This window comes from Streptomyces ruber, from assembly GCF_014648075.1.
Classification (GTDB): domain Bacteria; phylum Actinomycetota; class Actinomycetes; order Streptomycetales; family Streptomycetaceae; genus Streptomyces; species Streptomyces ruber.
The window spans coordinates 567,400-588,271 of sequence record NZ_BMQK01000003.1; the positions used below are offsets into that span (position 1 = coordinate 567,400).

Genomic DNA, 20,872 nt, shown 5'->3' on the forward strand with positions numbered 1-20,872 from the left:
CCTCCTCGGAACGGCGCTCAGAACGGCATGCGGCCGCGGGCCCTGCGCCCCGTGGAGCCGCTGCGGCTCACCGCACGGGAGCTGCTGCTGAACGGCTTGCTCAGCCAGTGGCCGAGCCGTCCCGGCGCCTTGTTGGCCGTCCGGGAGCCGACCCCGAGGGTCCGCTGCGTACCGCGCTCGGGATGGCGCGACAGCCGCGGCACCAGGAAGGCCAGGACGAGCAGGACGACACAGACAGCCACGATGCCTGCAATGGCCATGACATACCCCTCACCTCTGTTGACTGACCGGCGGAACCGGCGGCCGCAGCCGCACAGTGGTGCAAGTGCCCGGGGTTCGTGGAGTTACGCCCGGCCGGTGCCCTCCTTGACCACCAGGTCGATCAGGCCGGGGAAGCGGCGGTCCAGCTCCTCCTTGCGCAGGGTGTTGATGCGGCGGGTGCCGACGTCGTGCTGGCGGATCAGGCCGGCCTCGCGCAGGACGCGGAAATGGCGGGTCAGGGCCGACTTGGCGACGTCCTGGTAGAAACCGCTGCAGGCGAGGCCGGGACGGGAGGCGAGCGTCACGACGATGCCGAGCCGGACCGGGTCGGCCAGCGCGCCCATGATGCGGAACAGGTCGAGGTCTGCCTCGTCGGGGTGGACGAGCGGGGAGGAGGTACGGCTGGCCATGGCGCCAGGGTATCGCCCGGGACCCTATGTTCGCGGAGATGCGTACATGGATTAAAGTGACAGGACGGGGGTGTTGCTTATCCCGTTATCCGTACTTTTGCGTTTTCGTGAGGAAAGCTTCCTGTGACTGCTTCATCGGTTCCCTCCGGCACCTCCCTCTTCACGCCGGTGACCCTCGGGGACATCGAGCTCGCCAACCGCGTCGTCATGGCCCCCCTGACCCGTATGCGCTCCGGCTCCTCCGGCGTCCCCGGCGAGCTGGTGGCCGAACACTACGGGCAGCGGGCGAGCGTCGGTCTGATCATCACCGAGGGCGTCTACCCGAACCACGAGTCGCAGGCATTCGTGGGGCAGCCGGGCATCGTCACCGACGAGCAGGTGGCCGGCTGGCGCCGGGTCGCCGAGGCGGTGCACGCCCGCGGCGGACGCATCGTGATGCAGGTCATGCACGGCGGCCGGGTCACCCACCCCGACGTCAACGGCGGCCGGCGCGTCGTCGCGCCCAGCGCGATCGCGATCGACGGCGAGGGCCACACGGAGAAGGGCAAGCAGCCCTACCCGGTGCCGCACGCGCTGACCGTCGAGGAGGCGCGCGCGGTCCGCGACGACTTCGTCACCGCCTGCCGCCGGGCGGTCGAGGAGGCCGGGCTGGACGGCGTGGAGATCCACGGCGCCAACGGCTACCTGCTCCACGAGTTCCTCTCCCCGGCGTCCAACCGGCGGACCGACGAGTACGGCGGCTCCCCGGAGAGCCGCGCCCGCTTCGCCGTCGAGGTCGTGACCGCGGTGGCCGAGGCCGTCGGCGCCGGACGGGTCGGGCTGCGGATCTCCCCGGAGCACAACATCCAGGACGCCCTCGAGACCGACCGGGACGACGTCCTCGCCACGTACGGTCACCTGATGGACGAGCTGCGCCCGCTGGGTCTGGCGTACCTCTCCGTGCTGCACAAGGAGCCGGCCGGCGACCTGGTCCAGGAACTGCGCCGGCGGTTCGGCGGCAAGCTGATCGCCAACAGCGGCTTCTCCTCGCCGACCACCCGCGCGGAGGCGGTGCAGCTGATCGAGGCCGCCCACGCCGACGCCGTGGCCGTGGGCCGCGCGGTCATCGCCAACCCCGACCTGGTCGAGCGCTGGCAGGGCGAGCACCCGGAGAACGAGCCGCGTCCGGAGCTGTTCTACGCGCCGGGCGCCGAGGGCTACACCGACTACCCGGCCCTCCGGGCGAGCTGACGCGGACGACGGCGGGGGCGGTCCCACACCGTGGGGCCGCCCCCGCCGTCGTGTCCGGACCCGGGCGGCCGGTCACCGCCCGGGGGACTCCGCTCCGCGGCGGCGGCCTCCGCCGGCGTGCGCGCCTCGGTGGCCTGCTCGAACGGCGTGTCGCCGTGCGCCGTACGGTCGCCCGGCGAGGCGTACGACTACGGGGCGGCGACGGCGGCCGAGTCGTGACGGGTCGCGACTCCTTCGTCACCGCCCAGTCCCTGGCCGGCGTGGTCCGCGTCCTCGAAGGCCGCGGTCACGTCGTCCGGCACCCCGGCCCGGCCGACCGGCGCGAACTCCTCATCGCGCTGGCCGGCCCCGGTCACCGGCTCCTTGCCGACTACGCGCAGCCCGCGCGCGAGGCGGGGCTCAGGACGACCGGCGGCCTGACCGCCGAGGAGACCGACCGGCTGCGCGCCGCGCTCGACCACGCCCGGCGCCGGCTCTCCCGGCGCGGTGCGCGGGCGCCCGCCTCCCTTGATCGTCACCAGGGCGACTGCCAGGATGCTCGAAGCCCTGTTCGGCAGCCGGCGGATGTGGAGTCAAGTGAGCGAGACCGAGGTCGTCACCGCGCCCGGACCCCTGCTGCTGGCCGACGGCCGGCCCGCCGCGAAGGCATGGTCCCTGGATCCCGCCCTGCGCCATCTCAACCACGGCTCGTTCGGCGCGGTCCCCGTCGTGGCGCAGGAACGGCAGAACGTACTGCGGGCGGAGATGGACCGCGCCCCGGTCGTGTGGTTCCCCGAGCTGCCGCGGCGGATCGCCGCCGCCCGTACGGACATCGCCGCCTTCCTCCGCGTCGCTCCCGACGACCTGGCGCTCGTGCCGAACGCGAGCGCCGGCGCCAGCACCGTGTACGCCTCCCTCGGCCACCGCCCCGGCGGCGAGATCGTCGTCACCGACCACGGCTACGGGGCCGTGACCATGGGAGCCGAACGGCTGGCCCGCCGCTGGGGCGGCCGGGTGCGGACCGCCCGCGTGCCGCTCGACGCGGACGAGGAACAGGCGTACGAGGCCGTGGCCGCCGAGTTCGGCGACGCGACCGGGCTCGTCGTCCTCGACCACATCACCTCGGCCACGGCCCGCCGCATGCCGGTCGCGAGGATCGCGGCGGAGGCGCGACGGCGCGGGATCCCGCTGCTCGTGGACGGCGCGCACGCCCCCGGTCTGATCGCCGCCCCGCTCGACGGCGTGGACTGCGACTTCTGGGTCGGCAACCTCCACAAGTGGGGGTGCGCGCCACGGGGTACGGCGGCACTGGTCGCCCGGGGGCCGCTGCGCGAGCGGCTGTACCCGCTCATCGACTCCTGGGGCGCCGCCGACCCGTTCCCGGACCGCTTCGACCAGCAGGGCACGCTGGACTCCACGAGCTTCCTGGCCACGCCCACGGCGCTCGGCCTCATCGGCGGCACCTGGGGCTGGGACACCGCCCGCACCTACATGGACGAACTGGCCGGCTACGCCGAGCGCGTCGTCGGCGCCGCGTTCGCCGAGGGCACCGGCACCGGCTACGCCGGCCCCGTCGACGTGGGCATGCCGGTCCCCGGGATGCGGCTGGTACGGCTGCCGGACGGCCTGGCCACCACCCGGATCGAGGCCGACGCGCTGCGGGACCGCGCGCCCGGGGAGCTGGGCGCGGAGGTGGCCTTCACCAGTTTCGGCGGCGTCGGCTACCTGCGGCTGTCCGCACACGTCTACAACACGCCCGCCGACTTCGAGCACTTCGCCGAGGTGTGCGTCCCCGTCGTCCGCGAGTGGGCGCGGGCCGGACGTACCCGGTAGAAAAAGCGGTTGCCGCCGGGCACGGGCAGCGCGACAGGATGGACCCGTGCGCGTGGGTGTGGTGGGTCTCGGGATGGGGCTCCACCTGGCGGTGTGGTGCCGCAGGGTGGGCATGGACGTCGTGGCGGTCTGCGACCGCGACCCGGAACGCCGGGCGGCGGCGCGGGCCGAACTGCCCGGGGCGGCGCCGGTGGAACGGTGGGAGGAGCTGCTGGAGCACCGCCTCGACGGGGTGGTGCTGGCCAACGACTTCGACGAGCACGCGCCGCTCGCCATCGCCTTCCTGGAGCACGGGGTGCACGTGCTGTCCGAGTGCGCGGCGTGCGTGTCCGCGGAGGAGGGGCGCCGGCTGGTCGCGGCGGCGGACCGGTCGAGCGCGACCTACTCCTTCGCCGAGAACTACGTGACGCATCCGCACGTCCGCCTGGTCCGTGCGGCGGTCGACGCCGGTGAACTGGGCCGGATCACCCTGATCGAGGCCGACTACCTGCACGCCATGTCCCCGCGGCAGGTCACGGGACTCGTCGGCGACCCCGCCCACTGGCGCGGGCGCATCTCCCCGACGGCGTACTGCACCCACACCCTCTCGCCGGTGCTGGCGCTCACGGACGCCCGCCCCGTGGAGGTGACGGCGTTCCGCGCCGACGACGCGGAGCGGCCCACCGCGGTCGTGATGGCGACACGGCTGTCCTCGGGCGCGCTGGCCCTCACCCGGCACGGCTTCCTCCAGGGCGAACCCGACAGCCACTGGAGCTGGATCTCCGTACGCGGCACCCGGGCACTGGCCGAGTCCGTCCGTGCCTTGGGCGACCGGGCCTGGTCGGTCCGGGTCCGCACGGAGGGGTGGGCCGCTCCGGACGGCCGCACCCGGGAGGAGGAACGCGTCCCGCCCCCGTTCTCCCTCGCCGGTGAGCCCGTGGACCGCAGGGCGGAGGGCACCGTACGGGTGCTCCTCGCCTTCCGGGACACCGTCGAGCGCGGGCGGCCGCCGCTCGTCCCCGTACGGCCCGCCGTGGCCGCCTCCCTGGTGGGCGTGGCCGGTGCCGAGTCGCTGGGAGACGGTTCCCGCCCGGTGCCGGTGCCCGACGTCTGGTAGCTTCTGTATACGAGTTGTATGCGATCCAGGGGGCAGTGGTGCAGTCCGGTCGGGAGAAGGCGTACGCGTACCTCAAGGAGACCGTGCTGACGGACCCCGCCATGCAGGGGGAGTTCCTGTCCGAGCAGGAGATCGCCGACCGGATCGGCGTCTCCCGCACCCCGATCAGGGAAGCGCTGCTGCTGCTCGCCGCCGAGGACCTCGTCCAGCTGGTGCCCAAACGCGGTGCCCGCGTCGCACCGCTGTCCGGCCGTGAGATCGCCGAGCTGATGGAGCTGCGCGGCATCGTCGAGCGGTACGCGGCGCAACGCGTCATCGAGAACGACAGCTGCCCCGTGCGCGAACTGGGCGAACTGCTGGAGCGGCAGCGCGGCCTGAGCGGGCCGGAGCAGGCCAGGGAGTTCATCGCCGTGGACCAGCAGTTCCACATGACGCTGGTCGCGGCGGCGGGCAACACCCTGCTCGGCCGGCACTACGAAGGGCTGCGCAGCCGCCAGGTGCGGGCGGGCCAGGTCGCGCTGTTCAACGCGCAGGGCCGGCAGGACGCGGTCCTCGCCGAGCACCGGGCGATCCTCGACGCCCTCGCCGCGGGGGACGCGCGCGCGGCGTGCGCCGCGATCGACGGGCATCTGGAGTCCACTCTGAAGGTGCTGCTCGCCGGGTGAGCCCGGGTACTACGACAAGAAGGACATCCGGATCGAGGACGCCCCGGAGCCGGGGCTGAAGCCCGGCACGGTCCTGATCGACGTGGCCTGGTGCGGGATCCTCGGCACCGACCTGCACGAGTACATGGACGGGCCCATCTTCGTCCCGCCGGCCGGGCACCCCCACCCGATCTCCGGTGAGGAGGCGCCCGTCACCCTCGGGCACGAGTTCTCCGGCACCGTGGCGGCGCTGGGGAAGGGCGTCACCGGGCCCGAGGTCGGCGAGCGGGTCGTGGTCGAGCCCTACATCATCGGCGACGACGTCGAGGCGAAGCCCGGCGTGAGCCACCAGCTGTCACCGGACATGAACTTCATCGGCCTCGGCGGGCGCGGCGGCGGTCTCGCCGAGCGCATCGTCGCCGAGCGCCGGTGGGTGCACCCGGTCGGCGACATCCCGCTGGACCAGGCACCGCTGATCGAGCCGCTGTCCGTCGCCCACCACGCGTTCACGCCCAGCGACGCCGAGTCCGGTGACGTGGCGCTCGTGGGCGACGCCGGGCCCATCGGGCTGCTGACCGCCGCGATCTGCAAGGCGGAGGGGCCGACGGTCGTCATCTCCGAGCTCAGCCAGGCCCGGAAGGACAAGGCGCCCGCCACGGGCGTCGCCGACCACGTGCTCGACCCGAGCGAGGTGGACGTGGCCGAGAAGGTCCGGGAGCTCACCGGCGGCCGGGGCGCGGACGTCGGTTTCGGGTGCTCCGGCGTCGACGCCGTGCTGGACACCCTGCTGGACGCGGTGCGCCCGTCCGCCGTCGTGGTCAACGTCTCCGTCTGGGGCCACCGCCCGTCGGTCGACATGCACAAGCTCGTCATGAAGGAGATCGACCTGCGCTGCACCATCTCCTACGCCAACGACCACAAGGCGACGATCGAGCTCGTGCAGCAGGGCAGGATCGACCTGGAGCCGTTCATCACGGGCCGCATCCCCCTGGACGACCCGGTCGAGGGCGGCTTCGGCCAGCTCATCAACCACAACCAGGACCACGTGAAGATCCCCGTGCACCCCTGATGGGCTGACTTTCTGCTCGGCGCTCCGCGGGGAACCTCGTGACGGAGCGGCGGACCGGGCACGCCCGGTCCGCCGCTCCGTGCCGTCATGGCGTCATGCCGTCCGTCGGCGCACCGCGCCGCCCTCCAGCCGGCGGTTGGCCAGCACGGAGATCTTCTCCCGCACCGCCGTGACCTCCTCCACGTCCACGTCCGCGAGCAGCAGTTCCGGCCCGGCGCCCGCGCTCTGCCGCACGCTGCCGTCCGGGCCCGCGACCAGGCTGTACCCGATGCCGGTGGGGGCCTTCGGCGGTACGGCGACACCGCTCGCCTCCGGGTCGGCCTGGTCCACGGCCGCCACCCACAGCGTGGCGTCCAGCGCGCGGGCCCGTACCAGCAGCTCCCACTGCTCCCGCTTGCCGGGACCGGCGCCCCAGGAGGCGGGCAGCAGGGTCACCGCGGCGCCCGCGTCGGCGTGCGCCCGGAACAGCTCGGGGAAGCGGACGTCGTAGCAGGTGGCCAGGCCGAACCGGACGCCGTCGACGTCGACGGTGACCACGCGCTCGCCCGGGGCCACGGTGTCGGACTCGGCGAAGCCGAAGGCGTCGTACAGGTGGATCTTGTCGTACGACGCCTCGACGCCGGGGCCGGTCGCCAGCAGGGTGTTGGTGACCCGGCCGTCCGGCGCGGGCGTGAACATGCCCGCCACCACGACGACGCCCGCGTCGGCCGCGATCCTCCGCAGCTCCCCGGCCCACGGGCCGTCCAGCGGCTCGGCGACCGGCTTCAGCGAGGTGCCGAAGCACACCATCGCGGCCTCGGGGAAGACGACGAGCCGGGCGCCGGCCTCGGCGGCCCGCCGTGTCTCCTCCTCGATGAGCGCGAGGTTCTTCGCCGGGTCGGTGCCGGTGGTGAGCTGGCTCAGCGCGATGCGCATGGTGCGGTGTCCCTTCGTCGTATCGGCTTCACGGTGCGGTCGGCTTCACGGTGCGGTCGGCTTCACTGTGCGGTCGGCTTCACTGTGCGGTCGGCTTCACGGTGCGGTGGGCGCGTGCTGCCGGGCCTCGTTCACCAGACGCGTGTCCTCGTCCTCCGCCTGGTCGGCGTCCCGGCCCAGGGCCAGACCCGCGACCGTGACCACGGCCGTGACCGCGATGTACAGGGCCAGCGGCACCCAGCTGTCGTAGGCACTGAGCAGCGCGGTGAACAGCAGCGGCGCCACCGCACCGCCGATCACTCCGGCCAGGGTGTACGCCAGCGAGGAGCCGGTGTACCGCAGCCGGGGCGAGAACTGCTCGGCGATGAAGGCCGCCTGGGGACCGTACATCAGGGAGTGCAGCACGAGGGCCACCACGACGCCCAGCGCCAGCAGCGGCCAGGAGCCGCCGTCCACCATGACGAAGAACACGAACGGCCAGACGCCCGCCGCGACGGCCGAGACGCCGTAGACCAGCCGCCGGTTGACCCGGTCGGTCAGCGCGCCGGCCAGCGGGATCAGCACCACCTGGAGCGAGGAGCCGATCAGCACGGCCGCCAGCGCGGACCCGCGGGACATGCCCAGTTCGTCGGTGGCGTAGGTGAGCACGAAGACGGTGAACATCGCGTACAGCACGTCGGGGGCGACCCGGCTGAGGATGGCGGCGGTCAGCGCCCGCGGCTGGGTGGTGAACACCTCGCGCACCGGCGCCTTCGGCCGGGACTGCTCGGCCTCCATCGCCTGGAAGACCGGCGTCTCCTCCAGCTTCGCCCTGATCCACAGTCCGAAGCCCACCAGCGCGGCGGACAGCAGGAACGCCACGCGCCAGCCCCAGTCGAGGAACTGGTCCTCGGTCAGCAGCGCGCCGAGCGCCGCCAGCACGCCGTTGGCCATGAGGTTGCCGGCGGGCGGCCCGATCTGGGCGGCCGAGGCGTAGAAACCGCGTTTGCGCGGGTCGCCGAACTCGCTGGAGAGCAGCACGGCCCCGCCCCACTCACCGCCGACCCCGACGCCCTGCGCGAAGCGCAGCAGCACCAGGATGATCGGCGCGGCCACGCCGATCGAGTCGTAGGTGGGCAGGATGCCGATCAGGAAGGTGGCGAAACCGATCAGCACCAGCGTCGCGATGAGCACCTTCTTACGGCCGATGACATCGCCGAGGCGGCCGAAGACCAGACCGCCCAGCGGCCGGGAGACATAGCCGACCGCGTAGGTGGAGAACGCCAGGAGGGTGCCGGTGAGGGGGTCCTCGGAGGGGAAGAACAGATCGCCGAAGACCAGCGCCGCGGCCGCGGAGTAGACGGCGAAGTCGTACCACTCCAGGGCGGTGCCGGTGAGGCTGGCGAAGAAGGCCCGGCGGATCCCGGACCGCTCGGGGAGGGACGGGGCCGGGCCGCCCGGCTTGGTGTCGTGCATGCGTGCCGTCCTTGCGTCGGTTGAACGTCGGCCTTGTGACCATCGACCTTTCGGCATACTTCTTGTATACAGGTCGTATGCGCAAGCCCCACGACGGAAATTAACCCACCCGAAACCCCCTTACCGGCCCGTCGGCCGTGCCGGGCCGCCGTGGGGCCGCGCCACCCGTTCGACGTTCACGTTGTTCCACGTTGTTCCACGTTTGGAGACACCCATGGCCGTGCTGACCTTCGAACTGCCCGACGGCACCACCCGCGACGTCGAGGTGCGGCGGCTGCTCAACGCCGGTTACGCCGGACGCAGCCAGGACGACGTGGCCGCGCACGTCCGCGAGCTGGCGGAGCTGGGCGTGCCCGCACCCTCCGTCACGCCGGCCCTCTACCCCGTCTCGCCCTACCTGGCCCAGCAGACCGGCACGGTCGCCGCGCAGCACGGGCGCACCTCCGGGGAGGCGGAGTGGGGTCTGGTGGTCGCGGACGGCGGGGAGCTGCTGCTGACGGCCGCCTGCGACCACACCGACCGTGAGCTGGAGGTGCACGGGGTGGCCTGGAGCAAGAACGCCGGCCCGGACGTGCTGGCCCGGCGCGCGTGGCGGCTGGACGACGTGCAGGACCGGCTCGACGAGCTGACGCTGCGGGCCTGGGTCAGCCACGGAGGAGTGGAGAGCGAGATCCAGAACGGCACCCTGGCCGAGCTGCTGACCCCCGCCTACTGGGCCGAGGTGCTGCGCGAGCGGGGCGAACTGGAGCCGGGCACCGTGCTGATCTCCGGGACCATCCCGATGCACGGCGGGGTGGACCAGTTCGCCGACGGCTGGCGCGTCGAACTGGCCGACCCGGCCACGGGCAACACGATCGACCTCGCGTACGAGGTGGTCCCGATGCCGGAGCCGATCGGCTGACCGGCTGAGCGTGCCCGTCGGAAGCCCGGGCCGCGCGGGGCGCCCGCGCCGCGCGGCCCGGCCTCGGGCGCCGCCGCCCGCCACAGAACTACCCGGGGCCGTCGGACTCACCGTGGCCGTCGGGCTCACCGGCTCCGCCCGACTCACAGTGCCCACCGGACTCATGGGGCCCACCGGACTTTGCAGCGCCCACCGGACTCGCTGGGCCCATCGGACTCGCAGGGCCCACCGGGAACTCGTACACCAGCTGGAAGCGGCCCGCCGGGAGGACCAGGTCCGCCGTCTCCACCGGGAGGTCCCCGGCGTAGTACGTGCGTTGCAGCGCCTGCACCGGGCTGCCGGCCGGCACGCCCAGGGCGGCCGCCTCCTCGGGCGCCACCGCACGCGCCGTCACCGCCTCCGTCGCGCGGTCGACCGTCACGCCGATGTGCGCCATGCGGGCCACCACCCCCATCCCCGCCATCGGCCCCGCCTCCGGCAGCACCACCGGGGTGCCGCCGGTCAGGCTCAGCGGCTCCCAGCTGGTGGAGACCGTGCGGCGCTCCGGCCCGCTGTAGAAGACGTACTCGCTGCGCATCACCGGGTCGCCCGGAGTCACGCCGAGCCGTTCCGCGATGTCCTCCGGGGCGGGCACGGTGCCGGAGGAGCAGTTGCGGCGGGAGCCCGCGCTCTCGCCGGACTCGTCCGGCACGAGCAGCGTGCCGCCGAGCCGCCCGGCGTGCCAGGAACGGATCATCGGGCGCAGCTCGGCGGGCCGCCGGACGTAGATCCCGCTGCCCGCCCGGCCGTGCACCAGCCCCTCCGCCGTCAGCAGCCGCATGGCCGCGATCACCACATTGGGCCCGACCCCGTACTCCTTGGCCAGCCGCGCCCGGGACGGCAGCCGGGAACCGGGCGGCAGATCCCCGTCGGCCCCTTCGGTGATCCGTCGGCGCAGGTCCTGTGCGACGCGGAGGTAGGCGGGGGTCTCGGACATGACGGGCGGTTCTCCTCGGTACGGGTGGGCGGGCCTGCGGGGCGGAATGTGGCGAAGCGCACACTCCGTACCTGCTGCAACAGGCGCAACACAGTCGCAACCGCCCCAACTCCAGGAGTGCGCGGGCTGTTCCCGACCGCGCCCCGAGTTGTTGCAACAGCTTGTGGCGGACGGCGGCGTACTCGGCGCCGTAAATCAAAGCCGATATTTGAGACGGTCAAAGGAAGTGTTTGACAGAAGATCGCCGCAACAGGCACTTTTGCTTCCCGCCCCCGGCCGGCAAAGCCCCGCAGATTGTGATGACCGTCATGCCGCATTCCACGCCCGAAGCCTCCGGCGATACCGGTCTGGTCATCGTCGGAGGCGGGCCCCGCGGCATATCCGTACTGGACCGCGTCGTCACGCGAACCCCCGCGGACGCGACGTCGTTCCCGCCGATCGTGCTGGTCGAGCCGGTGCCGGGCGGTGGCGGAAAGGTCTGGCGGCCGGACCAGCCCGCCGGTCTGCTGATGAACACGATGAACGCCGACAACACCGTCTTCCCCGATGGATCGGTGCGGCTGGATTCCCCGGTCGGCACCGGCCCCACATTCCTGGAATGGCTGCGCCATATCGCGGTCGAAGGTCATCACGACACCGCCGTACGGGACTTCGCGCGGAACTCCACCGACCGCGATTACGCGCCGCGCCGCGTCTACGGCTTCTATCTCGCCGACGCCCTGGCGACCGTCCGCGCCGAGGCCGACCGCAAGGGACTGCGCGTCGAGGTGCTGACGGACTCGGTGCAGCGCGTCGTCCCCGCCGGACCCGACGGCCACGGCGTCGAGCTGGCCTCCGGCCGCCGGCTCACCACCCGTGCCGTGGTCCTGGCCACCGGCCACCTGGACGCGCCCGGCCCCGGACCGCGCCCGGCGGCCGGCCCCCGCCTGCTGCCCGGCGGCCACCCCGGCGACTACCCGCTGGAGGAGATAGCCCCCGGCTCCGAGGTGCTGCTGCGTGGCGGCGGGCTCAACGCCTACGACGTCCTGGAGCTGCTGACGGCCGGACGCGGCGGCCGGTTCGGTGAGCGGGGGTACGAGCCCAGCGGCCGCGAGCCCCGCATCTGGATCACCACCCGCCGCGGCGTGCCCTACCGCTCCCGGGTCGACACCCTCGGCGTCCGCGTCCCCGTCGCCCACCTGACCCCGGAACGGGTCGCGGAGCTGGCGGCCCGCGAGCGTCTCGACTTCCGCCGGGACGTGCTGCCGCTGTACCTGGCCGACCTCGAACTGGCCTGGTACGACCGGGTGCTGGCGCTGCACCGCGCGGAACTCGGCCCGGACGCCGCGGACGTCCCCGTACCGCTGACCGCCGAACGGCTGCCGGAGATACGCCGGGCCGCCCCCGAGCGGTGGCGCTTCGACCCGGAGGCGGTCGCGTCCCCGCTGCGCGGCCGCCGGTTCCCGGACTCCGCCGCGCTGCAGGAGTGGTTCGCCGCCCACCTGGACGCCGACCTGGCCGCCGCCACCGACCCGGCGCTGCCCCCGGCCGCCGCCCTCGCGGTCGCCGCCCGCCAGGCGCGCCCGGCCCTGATCCGGCTGGTCACGGCGGGCCGGCTGACCGGCGAGTCGTACCGCCGCGACATCCTCGGCCACCTCAACGGCTTCGCCAACTTCCTCTCCGCGGGCCCGCCCGCCCGCCGTGTCCGCGAGCTGCGCGCCCTGGTGGCGGCCGGCGTGGTGCGGCTGCTCGGCCCGGCCGGCCCGGACGGCCACGGCGGCTGGAGGGCCGACCTGGTCGACGGGAGGGGTGAAGGCGATGAGGGACCGACCGTGCGGCCCGACACGGTGATCGACGCCTGGATGCCGCCGGTCGACGTGGCCGGTCCGGGCGGCGGCCTCGTCCGCAGGCTGATCGCCGACGGGGTGGCCCGCCCCCACCTGCTGCCCTCGGAACGGCCCGGCGGCACGCCGCTGCCCACCGGAGCCCTCGACGTACGGACCCGCGACGGCCGCGTGTACGCGGGAACGGGGGCGTCCTCGGCCCCGGACGGACCGCAAGCGGAGTGTCCGGGAGGACTCGAACCCGTCCACCCCGCCCTCTTCGCCGTCGGCGTCCCCCTCGAAGGGGTCCGCTGGACCACCGCCATCGGCGCGCGTCCCGGAACGGACGCCGCCTTCTTCCACGAGACCGACCGGGTCGCCGCCGAAGTGCTCGCCCACCTCGCCGCACACCCCCGTACAGCCCAGGAGCCCACCCCGTGACCACGCTGGACCTCGCCCCGGACACCCGCACCGGCCGCTGGCTGGAGTGGGGCCTCGCGGCGGCGTCGGCCACCACCGCCGAGCACCCCGCCTTCCTCGATGTGAGCGGCACCGCCGCCGAGCAGGGAGTTGCGCACGGGCGCGCCGCCCGCGACCTGATCGCCGCCAACATCGCCGCCGTACGCCGTGACGTCACCGAGCTGTGCACCGGCCAACCCTCCCGCGACCGCTACGAGGAGTGCCTGGACGCCAACGCGGGCTTCGTGCGCGCCCACGACCCCGAGCAGTACGCGGAACTGGAGGGCATCGCCGAGGGCGCCGGGCTCCCGCTGCGCGACGTGCTCGCCCTGAACCTGCCCGCGCACATGGTGCTGCGCTGGGTGCCGCAGGAGTGCAGCCAGCTGATCGTCGGCGGCGACCGCGCCGACCGGGGCCGCACCCTGCTCGCCAAGACCCGCGACATGGCGGGCCACTTCGCCGAGCACGTCGTGCTGCGCCGCCAGTACCCCGACGGGCGCCGGCTGGTGGAGGTGACCGTCGCGGGCAGCGTGCTGTGGCCCGGCAGCGGCCTGAACGACGCCGGTCTCGCCATGTCCACCTCCGGTGTGTGGAGCGTGCGCACCGGCGTCGACTGGCGGGCGTCCGCCACCGGCTGGATCCTCGTCAACTCCCACGACCTGCTGCGCCGCTCGGCCACCGCCGACGACTTCGCCGCCGCGCTGCGCGACCAGCCCCGGCTGTCCGGCCTGAACATCGCCCTGGCCGACCGGGCGGGCCGGCAGCTCGCCCTGGAGGCCACGGCGGGCGACGTCGTCGTGCGGGACTCCGCCGACCACCACGTGCTGACCAACCACTACGTCTGCCCGGCCACCGCACCGCTCGCTCCCAGCCCGCGGGAGAACCCCTCCTCCTACCACCGCAGCACGGTCGCCGGACGGGCCCTGGCCGCCGCCGGACCGATGACGCCGGGCGAGCTGGCCGGACTCCTCGCCGACCACGACGGCTACCCGCAGGACTCCCTCTGCCGCCACCGGACCGACGGCGGCCAGGGCTCGCAGACCACGTACGCGTCGGTCGCCGTGCTCCCCGACGGCGCGTTCTACGTCACCCTCGGCAACCCGTGCGCCTCCGACCGCACGGTCTTCGACGCCGCGGGCACGGACGCCGGAGGTGACCGGTGAGATCTCCGACCCGCAGGGGCTTCCTCGGCCTGGGCGCGGGCCTCGCGCTGGCCGCCACCCTCTCCGGGTGCGTGGGCACCGGTACCGCCGCCACCCGCGCCACCGACTCCTCGGTGGTCATCGGGCTGTCCGCGGCCGTGAACACCCTCGACCCGATGAACACCACCTCGGTCGGCTCCGACCTGTCGGTGCTGTCCTCCGTGTACTCCTCGCTGGTCACCCGCCGCCCGGACCTCACCATCGGCCCGGACGCGGCGACGTCCTGGGACCGGGTGGAGCCCGACCGCTGGCGGTTCCGCCTGAACGAGAAGGCCGCGTTCGCGGACGGCACCCCGCTCGACGCCGACGTCGTCGTGTGGAACGTCGAACGGCTCACCGACCAGGACAACGGGCTGCGGATGACCTCCAACTTCGCCTCCCTCCTGCGGGCCGAGAAGGTCGACGACCACACCGTCGACCTGGTCACCGACGGACCCGACGCCGACCTGCTCGGCGCGCTGTCCTTCCTGTACCTGCTCAGCCCGGACTGGACCGAGGACCACGACCCGGCGACCGCCACCATGGGCTCCGGACCGTACGAGATCACCGACTACGCGGCCGGCGGCAACGTGGAGCTGCGCGCCCGCGACGACTACTGGGGCACCGCCCCGGACATCGACCGCGTCACCTACCGGATCACGCCCTCCGAGGCCGCCCGCGTCTCCGGGCTGCTCTCCGGCGAGCTGGACGTGGTGGCCGGCCTCGACCCGCAGGACCTGGAACGGCTGCGCACCGACCGGGCGCTGGAGGTGCAACAGTCCGACACGACACGGATGGCGTTCATCAAGCTCAACACCCTCAAGGGCCCGATGAAGGACGTCCGCGTGCGGCGGGCGGTGAACTACGCCGTGGACAAGGAGTCCATCGCCACCAGCCTCCTCGGCGGCACCGTCGCGCCGAGCCCCGGACAGCTGCTCACCTCCGACTACGCCGGATACTCCGACGACACCAGCGGCTACCCGTACGACCCGGAGAAGGCCGAGGAGCTCCTCGCCGAGGCCGGGTACGGCTCAGGGAATCCGCTGCGGGTCGAGCTGACCGTGCCCAGCGGCCAGTACGTCGCGGGCGACCTCATCGCCCAGGCCGTCACCCAGCAGCTCAGCGAAGTGGGCGTGCGGGCGAGGATCAACAGCGTCCCCTTCACCGTCTACATGCAGAAGTACCTCGTCGACCAGGACATGTCGGACATGCAGTACATCACGCAGGCGTGGCCGACCCTGGCCGCCGGCGGGCTGTACAACCTGTTCGTCTCCGACAGCCCGTACGCGTACTGGAAGGACGCCGAGTTCACGGACGCGGTCACCCGGGCCCGCACCGAGACCGACCAGGACGAGCGCGACGCGCTGTACGCCGACGCCGCCGAACGCGCCCGCGCACAGGCCCCCGTCCTCTTCCTCTTCCCGCAGCCCGGCATCGCCGCCTCCTCGGACGGCCTCGACTGGCAGGCCCGGCCAGACGACTGGGTGCGCCCGGCCGAGATGTCCTGGAAGGGGAACGACTAGATGCTCCGCTTCGTGCTCCGGCGGCTGGGGCTCACCCTGGTCGCCGTCTGGGGGGCGCTCAGCGCCGTCTTCCTGGTGCTGCACTCCTCCGGCAACCCCGCGGTGATGATGGCGCCGGTCGGTGCCTCCGAGGAGCAGATCGCCGCGCTCGGCCGGGCGCTCGGTTACGACCGGCCGCTCGCCGAGCAGTACGTCACGTTCTTCGGTGACGCGCTGCGCGGACAGTTCCCCGACTCGCTCACCTTCCAGCAGCCCGCGCTGACCGTCGTCACCGACCGGCTGCCCGCCACCCTCACCCTCGCCGCCACCGCTCTGGTGCTGGCCTGCGTCGTCGCGGCCGCGGTCGGGCTCTGGTCCGGCGCGGGCGTGCTGCGCGGCCGCCGCCCCGGGGCCGCCCGTGAGTGGCCCATGGGGCTGGTCTTCCTCGCGCAGTCCGTGCCCGGCTTCTTCATCGGCGTCCTGCTGGTGTGGATCTTCGGGGTGCGGTTGCAGTGGCTGCCCACCTCCGGCGCGAGCGGCGCGGGCGCCCTCGTGCTGCCCGCGATCACCCTCGCCTGCGGCGTCGTGCCGCCCCTCGCCCGGGTCTTCCGCAACAGCCTCACCGGCGAGCTGGCCCGCCCGTACACCCGCACCGGGCTGGCCCTCGGCATGCGGCGGGGACGGGTGCTGCGGCACGCCGCCCACGGCTCGATGCTGCCCACCGTCACGGTCCTCGGCCTGGAGGCCGGGGCGCTGCTCGGCGGCACCGTCATCGTGGAGAACGTCTTCTCCTGGCCGGGGGTGGGCCAACTGGTCATCACCGCCCTGCAGAACGAGGACTACCCGCTGGTGCTGGCCGACCTCACCTTCCTGATCACCGCCTTCGTCGTGGTCAACCTCGTCGTCGACCTGCTGTACGGGGTGCTCGACCCCCGGGTCCGCCACTCGAACGGAGGGCACTGACCGATGAAGACGGACACATCGACGCGCAGGCGCCGCTTCAACGCCGGGACGGCGGGCGCCGTCGTCCTCGGCATTATCGTCCTGCTGACCCTGCTCGCTCCCGTCCTCGCCCCGCACGACCCGCTCGCCCAGGACCTGGCGCACACCAACGCCGCTCCCGGCGAGCACGGTTACCTGCTCGGCACCGACCAGCTCGGCCGTGACCTGCTCAGCCGGCTGCTGTACGGCGCGCAGACGCCACTGCTGGTCGGCGTCCTCGCCGTCCTGTGCGGCGGTGTCTTCGGCACCGCGCTCGGGCTGCTCTCCGGGTACGCCCGCGGCTGGGCCGACCAGTTGCTGTCCCGGCTCGCGGACATCCAGCTCGCGCTGCCCGCCATCCTGCTGGCCCTGCTGATCCTCACCTTCGGCGGCCAGTCCACGGCCGTCCTGGTCCTGGTCATCGCACTCACCGGCTGGCCCGCCTACTTCCGGCTCGTACGGTCCCGGGTCCTCGCCCTGCGCACCAGCGCCTACGTCGAGGCCTCCCGCCTCCAGGGCGCCCCCGCCCACTGGATCATCCTGCGCGACCTCCTCCCGGGCGTCCGCGGACTGATCGCCGTCACCGCCACCCTCGACCTCTCCCGGGCCGTCCTCATGGAGGCCGGGCTCAGCTACCTCGGCCTCGGCGCCCAGGCGCCCGCCGCCGACTGGGGCCTGATGGTCGCCGAGGGCCAGGGCCGGCTGCTCAGCTCCTGGTGGATCGCCGTCCTGCCGGGTCTCTGCCTGGTCGCCCTGGTCATCTCGGCCAACCTGCTGGGCGAGCACCTCTCCCGGCGCAAGGACACGGGCGGCGAGCCCCGCCGCGCCTTGTCCCGCATCTCACGTACCCGCACAAGGAGCGCCGCCTGATGCTTCCCGACTCCGCCGCCGTCCGCGCCCGCTGGGCCCGCGTCCAGGAGAACCTGCGCGCCGAGGGCGCCGACGCGATGATCGTCGTCAAGCCGCAGAACACCTTCTACCTCTCCGGCTACACCCCGATGATCTACAGCCACCCGGTCCTCGTGGTGCTCCCCGCCGAGGGCGACCCGGTGTTCGTGCTGCACGCCCTGCGAGCCCACTCCTCCCGGCAGACCTCCCTCATCACCGACATCCGCCCCTACGGCCGCTGGGCCAAGGAGATCGGCCCCGACCACTGGTGGGAGGTGCTCGTCGACGTACTGCGCGAGCGCGGCCTGGCCGCCGGGCGCATCGGCATCGAGGGCGAGTTCCTGCCGTACGCCTACCATCAGCGGTTCAGCGAAGTGCTGCCGGAAGCCTCCTTCGCCGACACCGGCGCCGCGCTGATGCGCGCCCGCTACGTGAAGGACGCCGCCGAACTGGAGTCGCTGCGCGTCGCCTCCGCGATCGCCGACGCCGGCATGGACGCCGCCCTCGCGGCCATGGCCGAGCGCCGCAGCGAGGTCGAGGTGTCCTCCGCCGCGATGCAGGCCATGCAGCGCACGTGGTCCACCGACCACCCCGACCGGCTCGCCATGGACTTCGGCAACCTGGAGGGCGGCGTCTTCAACGCCCTGTGGGCCTACTCCCTGGTCGGCGACCGGGTGCCGATGAACTCCGCGCCGCCCACCACCCGCCGCCCCGTCGACGGCGAGATCCAGTGGACGGTCATCTGGACCGCCGTGGACGGCATGCACGCCGAGAACGAGCGCTCCGTCGCCTTCGGCAGGCTGAACGCCGAACGGCAGGCGGCCTTCGAGGCGCTGCTCGCCATCCGCGAGGAGACCGCCCCGTACCTCCGCCCCGGCCTGACCTGCGCCGAGGTGTACGAGGCGGCCCGCGAGGCGTACCACCGGCACGGTTACGGCGACTACCTGCCGGGCCGCATCGGCCACGGCCTCGGCCTCGGCCCGCACGAGCAGCCCAGCCTCGGCCCGAACGACGACCTGGTCCTCGCCCCCGGCATGACGCTCACCTTCGAGCCGAACCTGCGCATCCCGAGCTTCGGCGGCCTCCAGCACTCGGACAGCCTCGTGATCACCGAGGACGGCTACGAGTTCCTGACCCACACCCGCCGCGACCTCATCCAGGTCTGACGTCCGCCTCACCCACAGGAGATCCGCCATGGCATCCGCCACCCCCACCGCGCCGGACCCCGGCGGCCCGCCGCTGCTGGAGGTGGCCGGGCTGCACGTCGCCTTCGACGGCACGCCCGCCGTCCGCGACGCGACCTGGTCGGTACGGGCCGGCGAGATCGTCGGCCTGGTCGGCGAGTCCGGTTCCGGCAAGAGCGCCACCGGACTCGCCGTCCTCGGCCTGCACGGTCCGGCGGCCGAGGTGACCGGTTCCGTACGGCTGTCGGGCCAGGAGCTGGTCGGCGCGGACGAGGCGGCCCTGCGCGCGATACGCGGCCGGCGCGTCGCCATGGTCTTCCAGGACGCCCTGGACGCGCTCAACCCGTACCGCAGGGTCGGTGACCAGATCGCCGAGGCGTACCGGCTGCACCACCCGGACGCGGGCCGTGCCGAGGCCCGCGAGCGCGCGGTGGAGATGCTGGCCCGTACCGGCATCGACCGGCCCGAGGAGCGCGCCCGGGAGTACCCGCACCAGTTCTCCGGCGGCATGCGCCAGCGCGTGATGATCGCCCTCGCGCTCGTCAACGAGCCCGAACTGATCATCGCCGACGAGCCGACCACCGCCCTGGACGCCACCGTGCAGGCCCAGGTCCTGGAGCGGCTGGTGGAGCTGCAACGGGAGATGGGCCTGGCGGTGGTGCTGATCACGCACGACTTCGGCGTGGTGGAACGGGTCTGCCACCGGGTGGTGGTGATGTACCGGGGCCGCGTCGTGGAACAGGGCACGGCCGCCGCGGTCCTGGCCGGTGGCCGGCACCCCTACACCCGTGCCCTGGTGGCCTCCGTCCCCAGCACCGACGACGAACCGGGCAGCCGCCTCCCGACGGTGCCCGAGGTGGTGCGCGGCCTGCTGGGCGAGGTCGACGGGGAGACGCTGGCGGACCCGTCGCTCAGGGTTCCGGACGGGGCGGTCGGCCTGCCGGCCGCGGCCCGGGAAACCACCGGCCCCGGCCGGACCGGCGCCGGCCGCGGCACCCCGACACCGGCGGACGAGAGCGCCGGGCCCGGGGACGGTGCGGCGACCGCCGCCGTGACCGGCGGGGTCGACCGGGCGGACGCGGCCGGGGCGAGCGACGCGGCCGCCGGGGACGGTGCGCCGGCCGGGGACGGCGTGTCTGCGCCTGGCGGGTCGGGCGACCGGGCCGGTGACGGCCCGGCGACGGCCGCCGTGACCGCCGAAGGCGGCCGGGCGGACGCGGCCGGGGCGACCGGCGCCGGCGCCCAGGGCAGCGCCCTTGCCGACGCCGGCGACGGCGGAGCCGTCGCCGCGTCCACCCCCGCGCCCCTCCTCAGCATCACCGACCTGCACGTCAGCTACCCCGGCCGGTTCGGGCGGCGCACCACCGCCGTTCGTGGGGTGTCCTTCGGCATCGCGCCGGGGGAGACCTTCGGGCTCGTCGGCGAGTCCGGTTCCGGCAAGAGCACCGTCTCCCGGGTGGTGGCCGGGCTGTACCGGCCCGACTCCGGGCAGGTGCTCTTCCGCGGCGAGGACATCGGCGGCGCCGGACGGCGCGGGCGCCGGAAGCCGGTCACCGGCATCCAGATGGTCTTCCAGGACCCGTACGCCTCCCTCAATCCCGACCGCACCATCGGTGACACGATCGGCGCCGGACTGCGCTTCCACCCCACGTTCGCCTCGCTCTCCCGCGGCAAACGCCGGGAGCGCGTCGCCGCGCTTCTCACCGAGGTGGGACTCGACCCCGACCTCGCCGACGCCTACCCGGGCCGGCTCTCCGGCGGCATGCGCCAGCGCGTCGGCATCGCCCGCGCCCTCGCCCCGGAGCCCGAGCTGCTCATCGCCGACGAACCCGTCTCCGCCCTGGACGTGTCCGTGCAGGCGCAGGTCCTCAACCTCCTCGCCGACCTCCAGCGCGACCGCGGTCTCGCCATGCTGTTCATCTCCCACGACCTCACCGTCGTACGGCACATGGCGACCCGTGTCGCCGTGATGCGCGCCGGGGAGATCGTCGAGATCGGTGACCGCGACCAGATCATGGAGCGCCCCGCGGACGACTACACCCGTGCCCTGCTGGAGGCCTCCCACTCCGTACGCCGCACCGCCGCCTGAACACCCTTAACACCCTG

Annotated in this window: 19 protein-coding genes; 13 read left to right on the forward strand and 6 right to left on the reverse strand. The window is 73.6% G+C overall.

The genetic code is table 11. The annotated features are described in order from the left end of the window. Positions 1 to 17: 17 nt before the first annotated feature. Entirely contained in the window at positions 18 to 260 is a 243-nt protein-coding gene (locus tag IEZ04_RS10715) for a DUF6411 family protein (protein ID WP_189216495.1), read from the reverse strand. 84 nt (positions 261 to 344) lie between these two features. Beyond that, the gene (locus IEZ04_RS10720) at positions 345 to 671 is read right to left on the reverse strand and encodes an ArsR/SmtB family transcription factor (protein ID WP_189216496.1); all 327 of its coding nucleotides are present in this window, start codon (positions 669 to 671) and stop codon (positions 345 to 347) included. Between the two features lie 123 nt (positions 672 to 794). On the opposite strand from IEZ04_RS10720, the gene IEZ04_RS10725 reads away from it, so the two are divergent. Then, a complete protein-coding gene (locus IEZ04_RS10725; RefSeq protein WP_189216497.1) occupies positions 795 to 1,901 on the forward strand; it encodes an alkene reductase in 1,107 nt (368 codons plus the stop codon). A gap of 188 nt (positions 1,902 to 2,089) precedes the next feature. Here the strand turns inward: IEZ04_RS10725 and IEZ04_RS10730 are convergent, their stop codons facing one another. Next, positions 2,090 to 2,419 carry a hypothetical protein gene (locus tag IEZ04_RS10730; protein ID WP_189216498.1) on the reverse strand — a complete coding sequence of 110 codons (330 nt, stop codon included), beginning with the start codon at positions 2,417 to 2,419 and terminating at the stop codon, positions 2,090 to 2,092. Between the two features lie 58 nt (positions 2,420 to 2,477). On the opposite strand from IEZ04_RS10730, the gene IEZ04_RS10735 reads away from it, so the two are divergent. The 4 genes from IEZ04_RS10735 to IEZ04_RS10750 are packed head-to-tail and all read left to right on the forward strand — an operon-like array spanning position 2,478 to position 6,522. Continuing rightward, positions 2,478 to 3,713: an aminotransferase class V-fold PLP-dependent enzyme gene (locus IEZ04_RS10735; protein ID WP_189216499.1), complete on the forward strand. Its 1,236-nt coding sequence runs from the start codon at positions 2,478 to 2,480 to the stop codon at positions 3,711 to 3,713. A 46-nt stretch (positions 3,714 to 3,759) separates the two neighbouring features. Continuing rightward, a complete protein-coding gene (locus IEZ04_RS10740; RefSeq protein WP_189216500.1) occupies positions 3,760 to 4,809 on the forward strand; it encodes a Gfo/Idh/MocA family protein in 1,050 nt (349 codons plus the stop codon). 38 nt (positions 4,810 to 4,847) lie between these two features. Beyond that, positions 4,848 to 5,474, forward strand: a complete 627-nt coding sequence (locus IEZ04_RS10745) for a GntR family transcriptional regulator (RefSeq protein WP_189216659.1) — start codon at positions 4,848 to 4,850, stop codon at positions 5,472 to 5,474. Between the two features lie 31 nt (positions 5,475 to 5,505). Then, on the forward strand, positions 5,506 to 6,522 hold the full coding sequence (locus IEZ04_RS10750; protein WP_268245664.1) for a 2,3-butanediol dehydrogenase: 1,017 nt from the start codon (positions 5,506 to 5,508) through the stop codon (positions 6,520 to 6,522). Positions 6,523 to 6,615: 93 nt separating this feature from the next. Here the strand turns inward: IEZ04_RS10750 and IEZ04_RS10755 are convergent, their stop codons facing one another. Next, positions 6,616 to 7,437 (reverse strand): carbon-nitrogen hydrolase family protein, encoded by an 822-nt coding sequence (locus IEZ04_RS10755; RefSeq protein ID WP_189216501.1) that lies wholly within the window; start codon positions 7,435 to 7,437, stop codon positions 6,616 to 6,618. A 96-nt stretch (positions 7,438 to 7,533) separates the two neighbouring features. Then, entirely contained in the window at positions 7,534 to 8,892 is a 1,359-nt protein-coding gene (locus IEZ04_RS10760; RefSeq protein ID WP_189216502.1) for an MFS transporter, read from the reverse strand. Between the two features lie 214 nt (positions 8,893 to 9,106). Here IEZ04_RS10760 and IEZ04_RS10765 point away from each other — a divergent pair, with 214 nt between their 5' ends. Continuing rightward, positions 9,107 to 9,793: a DUF2848 domain-containing protein gene (locus IEZ04_RS10765; RefSeq protein WP_189216503.1), complete on the forward strand. Its 687-nt coding sequence runs from the start codon at positions 9,107 to 9,109 to the stop codon at positions 9,791 to 9,793. A gap of 88 nt (positions 9,794 to 9,881) precedes the next feature. Here the strand turns inward: IEZ04_RS10765 and IEZ04_RS10770 are convergent, their stop codons facing one another. Further along, positions 9,882 to 10,769, reverse strand: coding sequence for a GntR family transcriptional regulator (locus IEZ04_RS10770; protein ID WP_189216504.1), 888 nt, complete (start codon positions 10,767 to 10,769; stop codon positions 9,882 to 9,884). A gap of 308 nt (positions 10,770 to 11,077) precedes the next feature. Here IEZ04_RS10770 and IEZ04_RS10775 point away from each other — a divergent pair, with 308 nt between their 5' ends. The 7 genes from IEZ04_RS10775 to IEZ04_RS10805 are packed head-to-tail and all read left to right on the forward strand — an operon-like array spanning position 11,078 to position 20,855. Then, positions 11,078 to 13,012, forward strand: a complete 1,935-nt coding sequence (locus tag IEZ04_RS10775) for an FAD/NAD(P)-binding protein (RefSeq protein WP_189216505.1) — start codon at positions 11,078 to 11,080, stop codon at positions 13,010 to 13,012. Next, complete coding sequence (locus IEZ04_RS10780) at positions 13,009 to 14,193, forward strand: C45 family autoproteolytic acyltransferase/hydrolase (RefSeq protein WP_189216506.1); 1,185 nt, start codon at positions 13,009 to 13,011, stop codon at positions 14,191 to 14,193. The genes IEZ04_RS10775 and IEZ04_RS10780 overlap by 4 nt, the downstream gene beginning before the upstream one ends. Continuing rightward, positions 14,190 to 15,734, forward strand: coding sequence for an ABC transporter substrate-binding protein (locus IEZ04_RS10785; RefSeq protein WP_189216507.1), 1,545 nt, complete (start codon positions 14,190 to 14,192; stop codon positions 15,732 to 15,734). Before IEZ04_RS10780 ends, IEZ04_RS10785 begins: the two co-directional genes overlap by 4 nt. After that, on the forward strand, positions 15,735 to 16,676 hold the full coding sequence (locus IEZ04_RS10790; protein WP_189216508.1) for an ABC transporter permease: 942 nt from the start codon (positions 15,735 to 15,737) through the stop codon (positions 16,674 to 16,676). Between the two features lie 3 nt (positions 16,677 to 16,679). Continuing rightward, positions 16,680 to 17,564, forward strand: coding sequence for an ABC transporter permease (locus tag IEZ04_RS10795; RefSeq protein WP_189216509.1), 885 nt, complete (start codon positions 16,680 to 16,682; stop codon positions 17,562 to 17,564). Then, positions 17,564 to 18,748 carry a M24 family metallopeptidase gene (locus tag IEZ04_RS10800; protein WP_189216510.1) on the forward strand — a complete coding sequence of 395 codons (1,185 nt, stop codon included), beginning with the start codon at positions 17,564 to 17,566 and terminating at the stop codon, positions 18,746 to 18,748. The genes IEZ04_RS10795 and IEZ04_RS10800 overlap by 1 nt, the downstream gene beginning before the upstream one ends. Positions 18,749 to 18,776: 28 nt before the next feature. Continuing rightward, positions 18,777 to 20,855, forward strand: a complete 2,079-nt coding sequence (locus tag IEZ04_RS10805; protein ID WP_189216511.1) for a dipeptide ABC transporter ATP-binding protein — start codon at positions 18,777 to 18,779, stop codon at positions 20,853 to 20,855. Positions 20,856 to 20,872: the final 17 nt, after the last annotated feature.

Excerpts from the sequence above, each read along its gene's own strand:
- IEZ04_RS10715 (WP_189216495.1), bottom strand. The coding sequence starts at position 260 with ATGGCCATTGCAGGCATCGTGGCTGTCTGTGTCGTCCTGCTCGTCCTG.
- IEZ04_RS10720 (WP_189216496.1), bottom strand. The coding sequence starts at position 671 with ATGGCCAGCCGTACCTCCTCCCCGCTCGTCCACCCCGACGAGGCAGAC.
- IEZ04_RS10755 (WP_189216501.1), bottom strand. The coding sequence starts at position 7,437 with ATGCGCATCGCGCTGAGCCAGCTCACCACCGGCACCGACCCGGCGAAG.
- IEZ04_RS10760 (WP_189216502.1), bottom strand. The coding sequence starts at position 8,892 with ATGCACGACACCAAGCCGGGCGGCCCGGCCCCGTCCCTCCCCGAGCGG.
- IEZ04_RS10765 (WP_189216503.1), top strand. The coding sequence starts at position 9,107 with ATGGCCGTGCTGACCTTCGAACTGCCCGACGGCACCACCCGCGACGTC.
- IEZ04_RS10770 (WP_189216504.1), bottom strand. The coding sequence starts at position 10,769 with ATGTCCGAGACCCCCGCCTACCTCCGCGTCGCACAGGACCTGCGCCGA.
- IEZ04_RS10775 (WP_189216505.1), top strand. The coding sequence starts at position 11,078 with ATGCCGCATTCCACGCCCGAAGCCTCCGGCGATACCGGTCTGGTCATC.
- IEZ04_RS10790 (WP_189216508.1), top strand. The coding sequence starts at position 15,735 with ATGCTCCGCTTCGTGCTCCGGCGGCTGGGGCTCACCCTGGTCGCCGTC.
- IEZ04_RS10795 (WP_189216509.1), top strand. The coding sequence starts at position 16,680 with ATGAAGACGGACACATCGACGCGCAGGCGCCGCTTCAACGCCGGGACG.
- IEZ04_RS10800 (WP_189216510.1), top strand. The coding sequence starts at position 17,564 with ATGCTTCCCGACTCCGCCGCCGTCCGCGCCCGCTGGGCCCGCGTCCAG.
- IEZ04_RS10805 (WP_189216511.1), top strand. The coding sequence starts at position 18,777 with ATGGCATCCGCCACCCCCACCGCGCCGGACCCCGGCGGCCCGCCGCTG.